The organism is Gemmata palustris (assembly GCF_017939745.1).
Lineage (GTDB): Bacteria > Planctomycetota > Planctomycetia > Gemmatales > Gemmataceae > Gemmata > Gemmata palustris.
In genome coordinates, this window is sequence record NZ_JAGKQQ010000001.1 from 4,793,538 (window position 1) to 4,809,891 (window position 16,354).

Genomic DNA, 16,354 nt, shown 5'->3' on the forward strand with positions numbered 1-16,354 from the left:
TTAGGTGTCACTTCTCGCGAATCGCTTGGAACGCACTTTCGAGTCGGTCCCAATCCTGGTCGCGGAACGCGGTCACGCCGCTGCGGTACTTCTTCACCGCGGCATCGCTCGGCTTACCGCGTGCGTACTCCAGTGCGGCGAGGCCGAAGAACAACTGCGTCGCACTGTCCCATTCCGGTACGGCCAGCGCGTTTCCAGGGAAGTACGCCCGAGCCCGCCCCTCGACCTGCTCGCCCGGCAGCGACACGAGTTCGCGCCGCAAGTCCCCGGACAACTTCGCCGCAGTCTTCGCGACCCCTTCAGCGGCGTCCGCCTTCGCGGGGCGCGGGGTTTCCATCGCGAGAACCACGGTCTTCAGCAGCGACTGGTCCCGCTTCGGGCTCGCGATCCCGGCCGCGGAAGTTAGGGGCCAGATCGTCTGCCACGGCGGAACACCGGGCGGGCGATCCCCGAGGTACCCGGCGCTCTTCCGCCAGTCGCCGTACTTCTCGCTCTCCGGTACGCGGAGGGTGTGGTGGCACGACGCGCAGTTGAACTCGGCGAACTCCGGCCACGGCGTCCGATGTTCATTCGGCTCGCGCGACCGCCTCGCACGGTCTTCGAGTAACTTGCACGCGGCTTCTGCGTGTGCCACGCGCCCGACGAACCACACCTTCGCTTCGTTCGGGACAATCGGCGCGTACCGACTTTGCGTGCGGTCTTTCTCCTGCCAGTGCTGCGGGAGCCGGCGCTGGTACTCGGCGAAGTCGAAGTTCAGGCGCGGGTGCCCGGCAGCGATCATGTCGTGGTTCATGTCGCGAACCGGCAGCCCGTTCTCGGCCGGGGCACCGACGTGGCACCCGGCACACGCGAGCGCCCGCTCGCCCAGGTCGTACAGCGGCTTCATACCGGTGTCCGCGTAGACCTTCGCCCGGTCCCCCTTCCACGCGGTGTGCGGTTGGAGCCACGCCCCGGCGTTCCCGTGACACGCCTCGCAACTCACGCCCTGTTCGCGGAGCACGCGGGCGTTCGCGTCGGGAATCAGTTCGTCCCTCGCTAGTGCCGGGTTGGTGTGGCACGCGAGGCACCGGGCGTCTTCGGTGGCTTTCTTCCCGGGGGCGTACTTCGCCATGATCTTCGCGGCGGTCACCTTCAACTGGCGCCGCGGATTGTCGGTCAGCAGGCTGTACGCAGCGGCATGCGGATCGGCCGCGGCCCAGCAACTGCCCGAACTCTGCCAGCAGTCGGCCCCGCGCTCGCCGTTGAGCGCCTTGCCCGCGGGCGCGCCGTGACACGCCGCCGCGAGGCACCCGGACATCCCAATGGCCTGCCGATTGAGGTTCCCGGCCCCTCCGTTGTCGCTACTCGCCGCCCGCGGTTCGGGCGCAGCAATGCTGACTGTGGCGGTCGGGGCGACCCGTGCGGCGGCCAGCGCGAGCGCGAGGCCGGGGACCACGCCGGCGAGTGTGAGAAAAACTGTACGCGCGCTGAGATTCATTGTCAGCCGAGAATGTGGATCAGTGTTTGAGAAACCAACGAGATCGGGTGCGCCCGCCGGCGCGTTCACCATGTTCGGCGTTTTCGGGTATAACAGCAAGCGCCATTCAACGCGAACGCGCCGCACCCGTGCCGCATGCGGCACTAACATTTGCTAACATTTCGGGCCTGCGGCCACTGCGACGCAGCACGGGCTCCCGCCGTGTGTTACAAACGCTGGCCCCTCCGGGGCGAAGATCAATGCCTCCCGCCGCAAACCGTTCGGCCGCCGTACCGCAACTCTACACTACGCCGCGCGCCGATTTCAAAACGCAAAGCCGCCGTGCGGCTAATATCCTCGCCCTGGGTGCCATTCGGCCAATTGATCTTTCAGATTACGCACCATGAAACAGTTCGATTCGATCGAGTCACCACCTCACGAGGTCCGACCTTACGGCCTGAGCACCGGGCGCGGGCGCGAATAACTTCAATCGGAGCGAGAAAATCGCCAAAGTGGGTTCTAAGGTACTGGCCGTAGCGGGACCAACGGCGCAATCGAAATCACAGTGACGCCCCGGTGTCACTGATCCGACTTCCCGGATTCTGAATTGTTGACCGCCCCGTGTCGGTGGGTTACTATCCTGAACCTAACCCCAAGGCGCGACGAACTAACCGGAGCAGCGAGTGCTTCTCGGCAAGACGAAGACGGTGCAGCGGCGCATCACCACCATCGTGATCGCCACCATCGGGGTCACACTCGTCGCGGTGGCCCTCGCGCGGCTCGGCGCGCTGGTCACGCTGTGGGACTGGCCGCCCCTGCCGAGCAGCGGGTTCGGCGTGCTGTGCGGGGTGGTGGGCGGGGCCATCGTGTTCTTCGAGATGGCGATCGTCCTCCGCAAGCGCTGGCGCCGGTGGCGCCTGGGCCGCACGCGGCTGTGGATGCGGCTCCACATCTGGATGGGGCTGGTCTGCCTGCCGATTATTCTGATCCACGCCGGGTTCGGGTTCGGCGGGCCGCTCGCCACGGTTACGCTGGTGCTGTTCCTGCTAGTCACGTTCAGTGGCGTGTGGGGCCTCATCATGCAGCAGTGGCTCCCGCAGAAGATCCTCGCGGACATCCCGGGTGAAACGATCGCCTCGCAGATCGACCGGCTCGGCGAGTACCACGCGGACGAGGCCCGGCGCATCGTGACCGGGCTGACCACCGTTCCCCCGGAAGCGGAAGCGGTCGATCCCATCATCGGCGGCCCGCTCGCGGTCGAACTCGAAGCGTTCCGGGACGACGTGCTCCTGCCGTACCTGCAACGGGGCAGCCACTCGCGGTCGCCGCTCACGGCCCCGGCCGAGGCCGAGCGCCGGTTCGCCCGGCTCCGCGAAGCGGTGCCACCCGAGGCCCGAAACGACCTCGACCGGCTCCAGGAGCTGGCCAACTTGCGCCGCCGGTGGGACGCCCAGGCCCGGTTGTACTTCTGGTTGCACAACTGGCTCCTCGTCCACCTCCCGCTCTCCGTGGCGATGACCGCGCTGATGGTGCTCCACGCGGTCCGCGCGCTGAAATATTGGTGATTCGTGTTCCGTAATCAGTTTTCGGTGCGCAACCCGGCCTAAATTGGTTCACGAAGCGTTCTCGCAGGCGCTGGCAATACCGAACACTGTTTACCGTCTTCTGGGTGCAAGATGCCTCGCTCACCAAGTCGCGACCTGTCGGACCGGTTCACCGGGAAGCGCGGCTACTTCCGCCGGCCTGACGCGCTGCGCCGCGGGAAGATCGCCCTCGGTTGGGTGGCGCTGTTCGCGGCCGGCACGTGGGCGGCAGTGGACGTCGCCAAACCTGCTGCGCGAGTCCAGTATTCCCACTCGCACGGGCCGCTCGCGAACCCGCACGCCTCGTTCGACGACAACTGCGCCGCGTGCCACGTCGCGCACGGGCTGAGCGACCTGGGGCCGGTGTCCATTTTCAAGGCGCGCGACCGCTGGCACGACCTGACGTGCGAAAAGTGCCACTCCGGTCCCAAGCACCACGACTCCGCGACGGCGGACGCCCGCGCGTTCCACGACCGCTGCTCCAACTGCCACCACGACCACAACGGGCGGCTGAATTCGCTCGTCCGGCTCGCCGACAAAGACTGCAACCAGTGCCACGCGAACCTCGGCAAGTGGCACGATTCGGCCAAGTCCAAGGCGGGCAAGCCGTACCAGAACGAGATCACGAACTTCGTGAAGGACCACCCCGAGTTCCGGTCGCTCGATACCAGCGCGAACCCGCGCACGCTGAAGTTCAGCCACGCCGTTCACATGAGTCCCGGCCAGGCGTACACCGCCGATGGCAAGGAAGCGATAACGGCGAAGCGCCTCCGCGAACTGGGCGGTGACGCCGCCGTTGCGCGGTACGCCCCCGGCGCAGCGCCCGACGCGAAGGTGCAACTCCAGTGCGCATCATGCCACGCGCTCGACTCGGGCACCGGTTCCCCGGGCTTCAATTCGCTCAAGGACACGCTCGCGAAGGATGACCCGACGCGCGCCCTGCTCCCGCCGCGGGCCGAGGGCGCGTACTTCCTGCCGGTCAACTTCGAGGCGCATTGCCGTTCGTGCCATCCGCAGAAGGCGAATGAGGGCGTGAGCGAGGCCGGCGGGAAGAAATATGAAGTCCCGCGGTTCGATGTGCCGCACCGCAAGCAACCGGCGGACCTCATTGCCGATCTAAAAGCCGGCTATCTCAAGGGGCTGAGCGACAGCGGGCACCCCGCACTGAATCAGCCGCCGGAACTCGGTGGTAAACTCGACGCGCCACCGAAGAACCTCGCGCCGCGCACCCTGGGGGAAGAGGCCGAGCGGCTCGCCGGACTCGCGGAGGGCCTACTCTTCGAGCCCGCGGGGAGTTGCGCGAAGTGCCACACGGTCACACCGGGCGCCGACCCGAAGGCCAAGCCCCGCGTCGCGGCGGTACCGGACCGCACGGTTTGGTTCAAGCACGCGAAGTTCAACCACGCCTCGCACCGCGGCGCGACGTGTGCCACGTGCCATCCGAATACGGGCGCCGAGTACATCTCCAAGGTGGAGGCGGATAAGCCCGAACCGGTGCAGATCGTGGGCATTAACACGTGTCGGGCGTGCCACTCACCGCTCGGCACGAAGATCAAGACGCCCGACAACGTAGAGATTCTGGGCGGCGGCGCGCGGCACAATTGCACCGACTGCCACCGCTATCACAACGGCGACCACCCGCTCCAGGGGCGCGGCGCCCCGGCCCGGGACGCGAGCAAGCCGCTCGACCTGTTCGACTGGCTCAAGGGCAGCAGTAAGTAGCAGAGAACAGAGAACAGAGATCAGAGGCCAGAAGGCAGAGATCGATCAGAAGGCAGAGAACAGAGAACAGGAAAACATGAGACCCAGATAGAGGTAGGCTCGACTCCACGAAAGCACGATTCTGTCCTCTGTCCTCTGTCCTCTGTCCTCTGTCCTCTGGAACTCCAGGCGCCAACCATCAGGTTCTTCGATGATCGTCCAGCGGCTCCGCGACATCCAAAACCGGTTCGGCTTCCTTCCCGACAAGGAGCTGAAGGAGCTCTCGCGCGAAATCGACGTGCCGATGTACCGGTTGGAAGAGGTCAGCAGCTTCTTCCCGGCGTTCAAGCTCGAGCGGACCAACCCGCCCGACGTCGAGATGCGCGTCTGCCGCGACATGACGTGCCACCTGCGCGGCTCGGCGGCGCTCCTGAACGAGAAGACCGGGCTGCCCGTGCTCGCGGCCGAACTGTCGGAGCGCACCGGGAAGAAGGTGTGCGTCGAGGGCGTGTCGTGCCTGGGCCGGTGCGACCGGGCGCCGGCCGTGTGGGTCGAGAAGCGCCCCATGCCCGAGGGCGTTCACGCCTGGGTGTACGCGAACCGCCCGGGGCAGGATCTGGAAGAGGTGCTCCGCGCGCTGTCCGAGGACCGCGACCCGCCCGCACCCGACCCGGACGCCGAATACCCCCCGCACACGAACTCGAACCGCGGGTACTCGACGCCCCCGGCCGACGGCGACAGCGCCCACCCTCCCCTGCCCGCGGCCGGTTGGTCGCTCGACGTGTACGGGCGCCAGCGCTGGCCCCGCGACTACCGCGCCATCAAGCGGTTCACGGACTACCTGTCGAAGCTGATCCGGCCGCTCGTGCCCCCGCCCCGCGACATGGGCGGTAAGGATCTGGAGAACTACGTCCAGCGGTTCCACCCGCTGCTGTGGGAACTGAAGACCGCGAACCTGCTCGGGATGGGCGGCGCCGGGGCGCCCGCGTACCAGAAGTGGCTCGACGTGTGGCGCGAGTCGGGGACGGAAAAGTACGTCGTTTGTAACGGCGACGAGAGCGAACCGGGCACGTTCAAGGACCGCGAGATTTTGTTGCGGATGCCGCACCTCGTCGTGGAGGGCGTGATCCTCGCGGGGCTGATGACCGGCGGATCGTCGGGTTACATCTTCATCCGCCACGAGTACCACGAGCAGATCCACGCGGTCCGCGAGGAGATCGAGCGGGCGCGTGAAATGGGCGCGTGCGGCGAGAACATCTTCGGCTCCGGGCGCAACTTCTCGGTCGAAGTGTTCGAGAGCCCCGGCGGGTACATCTGCGGCGAACAGTCCGCACTCATCGAAGCGATGGAAGACCGCCGCGGGCAACCGCGGAACCGGCCGCCCGAACTGACCACCAACGGCCTACGCGACCGCCCCACGGTGGTGAACAACGTGGAGACGCTCGCGTGGGCGCCGGGCATCGTGCTGTTCGGCGGCGACAAGTACGAGATGGGCGGCTGGCGCCTCTCCGCGGACCCGAAGATCAAGTTCGGCGGGCGCCGACTGTTCTCCGTGAGCGGCGACGTGGTGCGCCCCGGTGTTTACGAAGTGGCCGTCGGCCTGACGCTGGGCGAACTGTTCACCGGCGACAAGTATTGCGGCGGCATCACCGGGCCGCTCCGCGCGGTTGCGGCGTCCGGGCCGTCCGGTGGATTGTTACCCGCGAAGATCCCCGTTGACCCCAAGTTCGACGAGAAAAAGCGCGCGGACGCGGTCGCCAAGATCCGCGAGCGCTCCGCGCAGGACGCGGACTACATGGCATGGTTCCTCCGAACCCACTTACCACTCGGCGCAACGGAACTGGACCTGCTGAAAGTGCCGCTGGACCTGAACTTCTTCCGCCACATGAACGGCACACTGCGGTTCCCGGTGGAGCCGATGCTCGGGGCCGCGATCGCCGTGTACGCGGGCAACGTGGACCTGCTCGATCAGGCGGTGAACTACACCGAGTTCTACCGCAACGAGTCGTGCGGAAAGTGCATCCCGTGCCGGCTCGGGTCACAGAAGCTGGTGCAGATCGGCCAGGAGCTGCTCGCGCGCCGCGACGCGGGCCGCCCGATGGTCGGGGAAGAGGCCGAGCGCATCAAGTCCGACGTGAAGGAAATCACCAAGACGCTGCAGCTAACGTCCATCTGCGGGCTGGGGTACGTCGCTCCCATCCCGCTCGCCACCGCGCTCTCGTACTTCATGGACGACACCCAAAAGAAGCCGCGGGGCTGAGAGTGGCGCGGCTCGTTAGCGAACCGCGACCGCAAGGGAGCGGTTGCGGCTCAGACTTTGAACAGTGATCGCAAACAATCTGTTGTGCCTCCCGCTCCCTTGCGGTCGCGGCTCGTTAAGCTCGCCCACACGACAATTGTTCGCCCCGAAATCGTCGAACTCGTTCTCGCTCGCGTGAGTTTCCACCATGCCCGACTTCGCCGATCCCGACATCTCTCTCGGCCGTGAAGAGGAATCCCTCTTCGCCCGCGACGACAACGACGTCCTCGTGCGCCGCGAAAAGGAGACGCGCGACCGGTTCAACGACCTAGTGACCATCGTCATCGACGGGTACGCGGTCGAGGTGCCGCGCGCGGTCCCGAAGACCGACTCGCAGGGCAACGTGCTCCGCGACCCGGACGGTAAGGAGATCCCGCGCACCACGACCATCTACGATGCCGCGGCCGCGCTCGTCGAACAGGGCGCGTGGTCCGACGAGGAACTGAAGACCCGCATCCCGGTGCTGTGCCACCAGCGCCACGTCGCGCCGGTGGCCGTGTGCCGCATGTGCTCGGTCCACATCAGCAGCATGAAGCGCGGCAAGTTGACGGCCGGGCGCAAACTGGTGCCCGCGTGCCAGCACCGCGTCGAAACGAACATGGTGGTGACCACGCGCGCCGGGCTCGAGGGGTACAACCCGGAGAAGCGGACGACGGCCGAGGAAAAAGTGGTCGAGCGCGCCGCGGGCGACGTGAACTCGTCCATTCGGATGCTCGCCGAATTCCTGGTGGCGGACCACTGCCACGAACCGCTCACTCCCACCCGCCGGTACGAAGACGAACTGAGTACGGTCGCACGGTCCCTCGGCGTGATCGAGGTCCACGACGACGAGGTGGAACTCAAGGTGCGCGAGAGCCTCCGGCGCGCCCCGGAACTGCCCAGCCGCAACACCGCCCAGGAAGCGATTCCCAAGTCCCGGCGCATCGAACTCCCGCTGCTCCCGACGCTCGAAGCCAAAGAACTGAACGAAGAGCGCTCCGACCTGCGCCCCGCGTGGGAAGAGTGGAACGCGCTGATCGACGACAACTACCCGTACTCGTCGCGCACCGTGGTGGTGGACCACGACCGGTGCATCCTGTGCGACCGGTGCGTGCGCGCGTGCTCGGAGGTGAAGCCGTTCAAGGTGATCGGGCACACCGGTAAGGGGTACGGCACGCGCATCAGCTTCGACCTCGACTCGATCATGCGCGACTCCACCTGCGTGCAGTGCGGCGAGTGCATGAACAGTTGCCCGACCGGGGCGCTCTCGCTCCGGCGCCGCGTGCGCCCGCGGGCGTGGGAGGACTCGCCGGAACAGATCCCGGTGAACCCGAACACGTCGTTCCCCAAATCGTCCGGGTTCCTCACCGCCGACGAGATGCTGCAGGTGTGGCTGCTCTACGAGAGCCCGACGCGCGGCCCGCGGGTCGTGTTCCCGTTCCGCTCGATCCCGTACTCGTACCTGAAGTGGAACGAGGGCGCGGTCCGCAAGTGGGAGATCGCCCCGGGCGAAAAGAAAGTGCTGTGCGAGGAGGGCGAGTACGGGAGCACCGCGTTCCTGCTGCAAGGGTCCGGCACGTTCGAGATCTACGTCCGCGGCGCGGTGGCGACACAGAAGCCCGGGTTCTTCGCGAGCTTGTTCGGCAAGAAGCCCAGTAACACGAAGGCGGCCGGGTACGGCGACCTAGTGAAGGTCGCGATGGGCAACGAACTGGTTCTGGGGGAAATGACGTGCGTCACCCAGCGCCCGCGCGTCGCGAGCGTGATCGGCGTCGCGGAGGATGACAACCGCGAACTCGTGCTCGGGGCCGACGAAAACGGCTGGCCGACCGCCACCCCGCACCCCACGAAATCCGCGCCAGTTGTCGTGTACGAAATCACGCGCAACATGCTCGACATGATGCAGCGGGCCGCGTCCGCGCGGGAAGACATTCAGGAAATGTACACCCTGCGCGCGATCCAGACGGGCGTGCAGAGCGGGCGCCTCTTCCAGTTGCTCGACACGATGGAGCGCCAACAGGCGGTCACGTTCCTGCTCACCGAAGGGGTGCAGTTCGGGCGCGTCGCGGCCGGCGAAACGATCATCGCCGAGGGCGACACGGCCGCGGCGTTCTACATCATCCGGCTCGGCACCGTGCGCGTTTTCACCACGGCCGGCGGCGGCGAACAGGTGCTCCGAATCCTGTCCGTCGGAGACGGTTTCGGCGAGGCGGGCCTCCTGTCCGAGCGCCCCGGCATCCGCACCGCGACCATCGCCGCGCTCGACCCGGTGGAGGTCGTGCGCGTGCCCGGTCCCGTGTTCCGCAAACTGTGCGACCGGTTCCCGGCACTGAAAGAGGGCATGAAGACCGCGCCGCGCCCCGCGGTGCCGGGGGTCGAGAAGGCCCCGCCGCCCGCAGTGCTACGCGACTACGTCCGCCAGGGGTTGTACCAGGGGCAAAAGTTGCTGGTGCTCGACCTGAAGAGCTGCACCCGGTGCGACGAATGTACTCGCGCCTGCGCCGACTCCCACGACGGCAACGCGCGCCTGCTGCGCGAGGGGCTGCGGTTCGGCGACTTCCTGGTGGCGACCTCGTGCCGGTCGTGCCACAAGCCGTACTGCATGGAGGGGTGCCCGGTGGACGCGATCCACCGGCGCGGTAACCACCTGGAAGTGGTCATCGAGAACCACTGCATCGGGTGCGGGCTGTGCGAGCGGAACTGCCCCTACGGGGCGATTCACATGGTGCCCCGCGGTACCCCGAACCCGGCCGCGGCCGAAATCCCCGGCGGCAACCCGCACATGACCGCGGCCCGGCGCGCGGTGAACTGCGACCTGTGCAACGGCGACGAGCCGTACTGCGTGCAGGCGTGCCCGCACGAGGCCGCCTACCGCAAGACCGGCCCCGCGCTGCTCGACGAGATCCTTCACCGGCTCGACACGCACGATTGAACCGCGCTCTTTGCGAACGTCGTAAATGAGATCGGGGCGCACGGAATGGCGCGCCCGGCCCGCCATCTCGCGTTCTCCAACTCTGCCCGTTGCTACCGGACCTGCAAATCGATGTTGGCCCACCCCACCCAACTCGGGGATTCCGTCGTGTGAATTTGTACGTATCGCGCGGTGAGACCCGGGGTAAACGTGTACTTCAGTTCTTGCAGGTTATCCGTCTCTCCTACGAACGTGTGGACCAGTTTGGCTTTCGCACGATCTTTACCAATCGGCACATCGGACACCCAGACCTCGTGGACCGTTTCTCCCTTGGGAGTCTGGCTGGCCACCAACGTGATGCGGTCCAATTTCCGCGAGGTGCCTAGGTCCGCCTCGATCCAGCCCGGCGCGTAGCCGCCCGAATTCCAGCGGCTCACTTTGTCGAGCGACGCGAAGGGGTTGCTCGGGCCGTCGGCCTCGTCGCCGGTGCTACTGGCCCGTGCCGAAGCGGTCGCCCGGCTGGACGGGGCTTCCATCTTGTACTGCGTCACGAGTTTCAGCGGCACCGTGGTCTCGCCCAGCGCGGTTACCACCTTCAGATCGCCGAGCGCCTTCAGATCGAGGGTTCCGGTCAACTGATCGCCGTTGTGGAACCGGACCGCAGCCGTGCCCCGATCGTCTTTGAACTGCACGGACGCGACCTGTTCGACCGGGATGCGCACCTCGCCGAAACTCGCGAGCAGCCGCAGTTCTTTGAGACTGTCCGACTTCCCCACTACCCGCGAGCCGTCGTTCAGGTCCACGGCCACCGCGACCGGCGCCGGCTTCTTGTCAGCACCTTCCTTGTCCTGACCGTCCCGCGGCGCGAAGGCGCCGAGCGCGGTGATACTCAGGAACAGGGCCAGGGCCAGGGCCAATTTCCATTTGAACATGGTCATTCCTTTCAAAGCGTGTTGGGCCAGGCGCAAAACTTCGCCGGACGCAACGGCTTGGTGCGGGGACTCCGATTCCCGGAAGGCCAGGGCGACTTTGACTGTGCGTGCCGTCAGAGCGGCCGAAAGTTCGTTCCGCGTGGTGTGCAGAACGGTCGCGACCACCACCGGGGCCAACCCGCGGCGCGTCAATAATTCGCGCAATCGGGTCCGGCCGCGCTCGAGCCGCCCCTTCACTGAACCGACGCTCCAGCCGAGCCGGTGCGCCGCTTCTTCCTGGCTGAGGCCCTCGAAACAGCACAGCACCACCGCGAGTCGGTAGACTTGCGGTAGGCGCCGGACCTCTTCCTCCAGCGCCTGAAGTAGTTCGCGAACACTCAGTCGGGAAAGCGGATCGGTGTGGGAGCCGGGTACCTCGTCGGCGGTGAGAGCTTCTTTACGAACGGGATGGCGTTGGGCGGTCCGCCGAGCATTGCGGGCGACGCGCACAGCAACGCCGTGGAGCCAAGCCACCAGAGAGTTGCAGCGCAGCGAACCGGCTTTGCGGGCCAGCACCAAAAACGTGGCCTGAAACGCATCCTCGGCCGCGTGGACGTTCCCGAGTTGACGGTAGCAGACGTTGTAAACCATCGACCCGTGTCGCGCGACCAGCGTTGTAAACGCGCTGTGGTCGCGCTGCCGGGCGAAGCGAGTCAACAAGGCGCTGTCGCTCAGCGCCTCCAAATCCATCGAAGTCGATAAACGGTTGAGGTGATCCAGTAAGCGTGCGGTCCGAACGGTCATGGCTGAAGCCCCAGACGAGTACCCACTTTCACCGATGTAGTGTCCGGTGGAAGTCGCACCGCACACAGCTTTTTTGTGGCGCGTTGTCAGATTCAAGATTCCCCCGGCCGCGACTTCGCTTAAACAGTTCTCGTGAAATAAGTTCCGCCATCTCGGGTGAGTTCGCACCCTGCCCCGCACGAATAAGGTAGACTGGCATTTAGTGCCTCTGTCCCCCGCGTATCGACTTTATGAGTGACGAGACTCAACACGCCCCGCGCGCCTTCGCGCCTCCCGGTGACCCGACCCTCACGGCCGCGGGCACGGCGACCGGCAGTGCCGAGTCTGTGCCGCACGCCGAGACGCTCGCGCAGACGCCCGACCAGATCCAGCGCACGGCCGCGGCAATCGCGCCGCCGAGTTTAGGTAGCGCCGTTGCGGGGTACGAGATCATCGGCGAACTCGGGCGCGGGGGCATGGGCGTCGTCTACAAGGCCCGGCACCTCAAGCTGAACCGCATTGTCGCGCTCAAGATGGTTCTGAACAGCGGACACGCCGACGCGCGCGACATCGCCCGGTTCGTCACCGAGGCCCAGGCGGTCGCCGACATCCACCACGCGAACGTGATTCAGATCTTCGATAGCGGCGAGGCGCACGGGTGCCCGTACATGGCGATGGAGTGTCTGGACGGCGGGAGCCTCGCCCAGCGCCTTCGCGCATCCGGGAAAATGGCCCCGCGAGCCGCCGCCGAACTCGTTGCCAAGATCGCACGCGGCGTGCAGGCCGCACACGATAGGGGTATCGTTCACCGCGACCTCAAGCCACACAACGTGCTCCTCGATTCGCGGGGCGCCACGACAGAAGCGTGGGGCGAGCCGAAGGTGATGGACTTCGGGCTGGCGAAGCGCGACGGTGCCGAACTCACGCAGACGGGCGCCGTAATGGGCACCCCGGCGTACATGTCGCCGGAACAGGCGAAGGGCGAGACGAAGAACATCGGCCCCGCGTCCGACGTGTACGCGCTGGGCGTCATCCTGTACGAGTGCCTGTGCGGGTCCGTGCCGTTCAAGGGCAGCGATGCGTGGTCCGTGATCCGGCAGGTGATTAGCGAGGAACCGGAACTGGCCGCGCGCCGCGCGCCCGGCGTGCCCCGCGATCTCGACCTGATCTGCCAGAAGTGTCTGGCAAAGGAGCCGCACGAACGGTACGCGAGCGCCGCGGCGCTGGCCGACGACCTCCAGCGGTACCTCAACGGCGAAGCGCTCCTCGGTCCGCGCACCGGAGTGTGGTACGCGGGCCGAAAACTGGCCCACCGGTGGTGGCGCCCGGTCGCGGTCGTCGGCGTACTCCTCGGATTGGTCCTCGCGGCCTGGCTCCTGCCGTCGCCACTGGACCGGCGGCCCGCGCCGAGCGACGATTCGGAAAAGGAGAAGGAAGCGGACGCCGCGCTCGTGCTCTTGCGCCAAGAGGTGACCAATCAGGTCAACGCGCTCCGCATGTCGGCCCCCAAACCGGACCGCACGTCCCCGCACAAGATGGGGGCGCTGGCCGAACTGCCGCCGACGGACTACTCGCGGTTCAACGTGTTCAAGGACGAGCGGGTCATCGACATGCGCGGGTGGCGGCACGTGGACCCGAACGACCCGAAGGACGAGTGCGCGGTGCTGTACTCCACCCGGCGCGAGATGATGAAGATCGCTCCGGCCGACGAACTGCGCATCGAAACGCGAACGACGGGCCGCGACGTGGTGAACCGGGCGATACTGCCGACACCCAAAAAGGTCCGCGCGTTCAGCACGGAGCGGCCCGGGTTCGTGGGCCAACAGGCGATGAAGGTGCGGCACCTCGTGTTCGACGTGCGCGACGTCCCAGTGAAACAGGAATTTACACTGCGGTACACCAGCACTTACTGGAACTCGCTCCAGTCGCCCGACGAGCAGTGGTTCGGCGTGATCGGCTACGAGGGCTCGGTGAAAGCCTCCATGCTGATGCTGTTCCCCGAGGACCACCCGTTCCGCGAGCACAAGTTCCTCTACGCGCCGACGAAAAGCGACGACCCGACGAAGCGCGAAGCCCCGCAGCCGTACACCGGCCCGCTCATCACCGTCGCGGCCGAGGACAAGAGCTGGCTGTACTGGGAGATCCCCAGCCCGAAAGCGAACCACGTCTACCGCGTCGATTGGACGTGGTGAACGGCAGCACCTCTAAATATCTCGCCAAATGGAGAAGTGTTCCACCACTCCCGCGTTAGATTGCAAAGACCGCAGTGTTCGGGGATGATAGCTTGGTCGAGCTAATCAGGAGTTCGGAGAAGGGAGGCAAAGCGTTGTCATGAAGACCAACACGTATATCGGATGGCGGTTGGTTCTGCCGATCGCAGCCGCGGGTTCGGTCATGCTCTCTTGGGCGCACCCATCAGCACCAGCCAAGCCTCGCATGGATGTAACGCCGGTCTCGGTCGCTTCGCTCGAAGATCAGCTACCGGTTGGGCATCTCGGTGTGCCGCTGGGAACAGTTGTTCGCGTCACTGGAGAGGCACTCGACGGGAGCACTACGGGAGCGAAGGCTGATGCCGGCAAGACCCTGCTGCGAATCGTGGCGGTGAACGGCAAGGAGTTGGCGAAGCCGGTTGTCTTCGAGTTCCTGCGCGCACCGAAGGACGTGAAAGAACCGAAGGCAGGTGAAAAAATCGATTACTACGTGCATGAGTACGGAGAGTTTGATGGAGTGGTCACTCCACCGAAGGAGTTGGGCATTGAGGGCCCTCTGATGATTGCGAACGATGGTTTTCACTACCGCCGTCATCTCACCGTGCACGCCTCGAATCCCGTGCGGAAGTAGATGCGGGTGAGTTGAGCCATTCATTCTGTTACCACCGCTCCATTTGGCGGGAGGTATTTAGCCCCAGAACCGACACCACGATTTCGCCGGCACTACCGATTTTCGTAACGCGGTGAGGGCTCGCTAATCATCTTTTGCGCATTTTGCATCCCGGACTCGGATTGCGATTTGACAAACGGCGATCTGAAACGCCCGGCTCAGCCCAGGGTCATTGCCAGCACCGCGAGCAGGGCGAGCACCATTAGCACGATCCACACCGGCGACTTCGGGCCGCTCGGTGCATCTTCCCGGGAGATGAACATCCCGCACTTCGGGCACTGTTCCGATTCGTCGTCGATCTCGGCGCGACAGTGCGGGCACGGTACGAACGCGCGCGAGTCATCGACGTACAACCCGGCCGGATAGGTCTCCGGGTCTTCCGGGTCGTAGTCGGTATCGGCGTCGTAGTCGTCGCCGTCGAACTCGTCGTCTTCGTCCTCATCCGGCGCACCGGGTCGCGTGCGGGCCACGGCATCAATCCTTCTTGAGCGAGTTGAACACCAGCCCGGTGAGCAACTTCGGGTAGAAGTACGTGGACTTCGGCGGCATCTTCTCGCCGTGCTCCGAGATCTGCTCGACGTGGCTCATCGCCACCGGCGGTACGAGACACGCGAGCTGGCACTCCTTCTTCGCGGTCGCGTCGGTCGCCTCGCTCAGAAGGTGGACGTACTTGCAAACCGGCGTCCCGCCGATCTTGTCCCGGAGCAAGCGGTCGAGCACGAGTTTGTGCAGGATGCTCACGCCCAGCCCGCGCCAGTCATCGCTCTGGTCCGGCGCCAGCGACGCCATCACGTCCTTGTCACGGAGCTTCGCGACCGTCCACAGGCCGTCGGCCACGGTTCCGAACGCGAACGTCGACTGCGACCCGTCCATCAGCACGTGTTCCCACGCGGCCTGCGCGTTCGTGCCGGTGCGCTCCAGGACGTCGAAGTGCTCCGCGAGCACGCCTTCCAGTTGCGGCGCGGTGAGGTCCGCGGCCAGCCCGCTCACGAGCCGGTGCGTCGGCAGAATGAGCAGGCCGGGGTCGCTCATCCCGACGAGCATCATCAAGCAGAAGTTCGGCGCGGCCTCGTCGTCGGCCACTTCACCGACCGCGCGCCGTTCTTCGAGGTACTTCAGGCCGGTTTCGTAGCGGTGGTGACCGTCCGCGATGTACACCGGCTTCGGCCCCATCGCGCCAATGACTTTGCTGATGGTCGCGGAATCGGTGACCGTCCAGAGGCGGTTAATCACCCCGAGGTGGTCGCGTGCGACGATAGGCGGCGCGGACCGGATGAGTTGCTCCAGCGGGGCGAACACGGTGCCGTCGTCCGGGTACAGGCCGAAGATCGGCGACAGGTTGAAGCCGGTCGCGCGATAGAGTTTCAGCCGGTCCTCTTTCGGGCCGGACATCGTTTGTTCGTGCGGGTAAATCTTCCCGCTCCCGAACGGTTCGAGGCGCACGCGGGCCAGGAACCCGCGGCGCACGAACGTCTGCCCCTCGACCGTATACTCCTGCTCGTAGACGTACAGCCCGCGCGCCGTGTCCTGGCGCACGGCGTTCTCGACGACCCATTCGCGGAGAGTGTTGCCGGCCCGGGTGTACTTGTTCGTGTGTTCGTCGTCGCCCGGTTCGTCGCGGGTGAGTTCGAGGCGGATCGCGTTGTACGGGCTACTGTCGTAGAGTTTTTGCTGGAGCGCGGGATCGACCACATCGTAGGGCGGCGCGACCACATCGGAGAGCGTCCCGACGGAGCCCAAATCGTACCGGAACCCACGAAACCCTCGGATATCAGCCATTGCAAAAACGCTCCTACCCCGCGAAAGAGAATGGAAATCATTGTACTGATCTTGCGCGGAAGGGTAGGAAAC

The 16,354-nt window shown here is 65.8% G+C and carries 10 protein-coding genes; 6 read left to right on the top strand and 4 right to left on the bottom strand.

Translation table 11 applies throughout. The features are described from left to right. Positions 1 to 7 precede the first annotated feature (7 nt). Positions 8 to 1,477 carry a multiheme c-type cytochrome gene (locus J8F10_RS19680; RefSeq protein ID WP_210656556.1) on the bottom strand — a complete coding sequence of 490 codons (1,470 nt, stop codon included), beginning with the start codon at positions 1,475 to 1,477 and terminating at the stop codon, positions 8 to 10. Between the two features lie 662 nt (positions 1,478 to 2,139). Between J8F10_RS19680 and J8F10_RS19685 the strand changes: the two genes are divergently transcribed. The 4 genes from J8F10_RS19685 (at position 2,140) to J8F10_RS19700 (ending at position 9,950) form a co-directional block, all read left to right on the top strand. Further along, positions 2,140 to 3,021, top strand: coding sequence for a hypothetical protein (locus tag J8F10_RS19685; RefSeq protein WP_210656558.1), 882 nt, complete (start codon positions 2,140 to 2,142; stop codon positions 3,019 to 3,021). A gap of 111 nt (positions 3,022 to 3,132) precedes the next feature. Beyond that, positions 3,133 to 4,761: a cytochrome c3 family protein gene (locus tag J8F10_RS19690; protein WP_210656560.1), complete on the top strand. Its 1,629-nt coding sequence runs from the start codon at positions 3,133 to 3,135 to the stop codon at positions 4,759 to 4,761. A 142-nt stretch (positions 4,762 to 4,903) separates the two neighbouring features. Then, complete coding sequence (locus J8F10_RS19695) at positions 4,904 to 7,000, top strand: NAD(P)H-dependent oxidoreductase subunit E (protein WP_261363205.1); 2,097 nt, start codon at positions 4,904 to 4,906, stop codon at positions 6,998 to 7,000. A gap of 187 nt (positions 7,001 to 7,187) precedes the next feature. Further along, complete coding sequence (locus J8F10_RS19700) at positions 7,188 to 9,950, top strand: cyclic nucleotide-binding domain-containing protein (protein WP_210656563.1); 2,763 nt, start codon at positions 7,188 to 7,190, stop codon at positions 9,948 to 9,950. 92 nt (positions 9,951 to 10,042) lie between these two features. On the opposite strand, the gene J8F10_RS19705 is transcribed toward J8F10_RS19700, so the two are convergent. Next, on the bottom strand, positions 10,043 to 11,644 hold the full coding sequence (locus tag J8F10_RS19705) for a sigma-70 family RNA polymerase sigma factor (RefSeq protein ID WP_210656565.1): 1,602 nt from the start codon (positions 11,642 to 11,644) through the stop codon (positions 10,043 to 10,045). A 230-nt stretch (positions 11,645 to 11,874) separates the two neighbouring features. Between J8F10_RS19705 and J8F10_RS19710 the strand changes: the two genes are divergently transcribed. Both J8F10_RS19710 and J8F10_RS19715 read left to right on the top strand, forming a co-directional pair. Beyond that, a complete protein-coding gene (locus tag J8F10_RS19710; RefSeq protein ID WP_210656567.1) occupies positions 11,875 to 13,815 on the top strand; it encodes a serine/threonine-protein kinase in 1,941 nt (646 codons plus the stop codon). 139 nt (positions 13,816 to 13,954) lie between these two features. Then, positions 13,955 to 14,464, top strand: coding sequence for a hypothetical protein (locus J8F10_RS19715; RefSeq protein WP_210656569.1), 510 nt, complete (start codon positions 13,955 to 13,957; stop codon positions 14,462 to 14,464). 197 nt (positions 14,465 to 14,661) lie between these two features. Here J8F10_RS19715 and J8F10_RS19720 read toward each other — a convergent pair whose 3' ends face one another. Then, positions 14,662 to 14,973 carry a zinc-ribbon domain-containing protein gene (locus J8F10_RS19720; protein WP_210656571.1) on the bottom strand — a complete coding sequence of 104 codons (312 nt, stop codon included), beginning with the start codon at positions 14,971 to 14,973 and terminating at the stop codon, positions 14,662 to 14,664. A 4-nt stretch (positions 14,974 to 14,977) separates the two neighbouring features. Next, positions 14,978 to 16,282, bottom strand: a complete 1,305-nt coding sequence (locus J8F10_RS19725; protein WP_210656573.1) for a DUF1015 domain-containing protein — start codon at positions 16,280 to 16,282, stop codon at positions 14,978 to 14,980. Between the last annotated feature and the right edge of the window lie 72 nt (positions 16,283 to 16,354).

Coding starts and splice junctions, on each gene's coding strand:
- J8F10_RS19705 (WP_210656565.1), bottom strand. CDS start 11,644: ATGACCGTTCGGACCGCACGCTTACTGGATCACCTCAACCGTTTATCG.
- J8F10_RS19725 (WP_210656573.1), bottom strand. CDS start 16,282: ATGGCTGATATCCGAGGGTTTCGTGGGTTCCGGTACGATTTGGGCTCC.
- J8F10_RS19690 (WP_210656560.1), top strand. CDS start 3,133: ATGCCTCGCTCACCAAGTCGCGACCTGTCGGACCGGTTCACCGGGAAG.
- J8F10_RS19700 (WP_210656563.1), top strand. CDS start 7,188: ATGCCCGACTTCGCCGATCCCGACATCTCTCTCGGCCGTGAAGAGGAA.
- J8F10_RS19715 (WP_210656569.1), top strand. CDS start 13,955: ATGAAGACCAACACGTATATCGGATGGCGGTTGGTTCTGCCGATCGCA.
- J8F10_RS19710 (WP_210656567.1), top strand. CDS start 11,875: ATGAGTGACGAGACTCAACACGCCCCGCGCGCCTTCGCGCCTCCCGGT.
- J8F10_RS19680 (WP_210656556.1), bottom strand. CDS start 1,477: ATGAATCTCAGCGCGCGTACAGTTTTTCTCACACTCGCCGGCGTGGTC.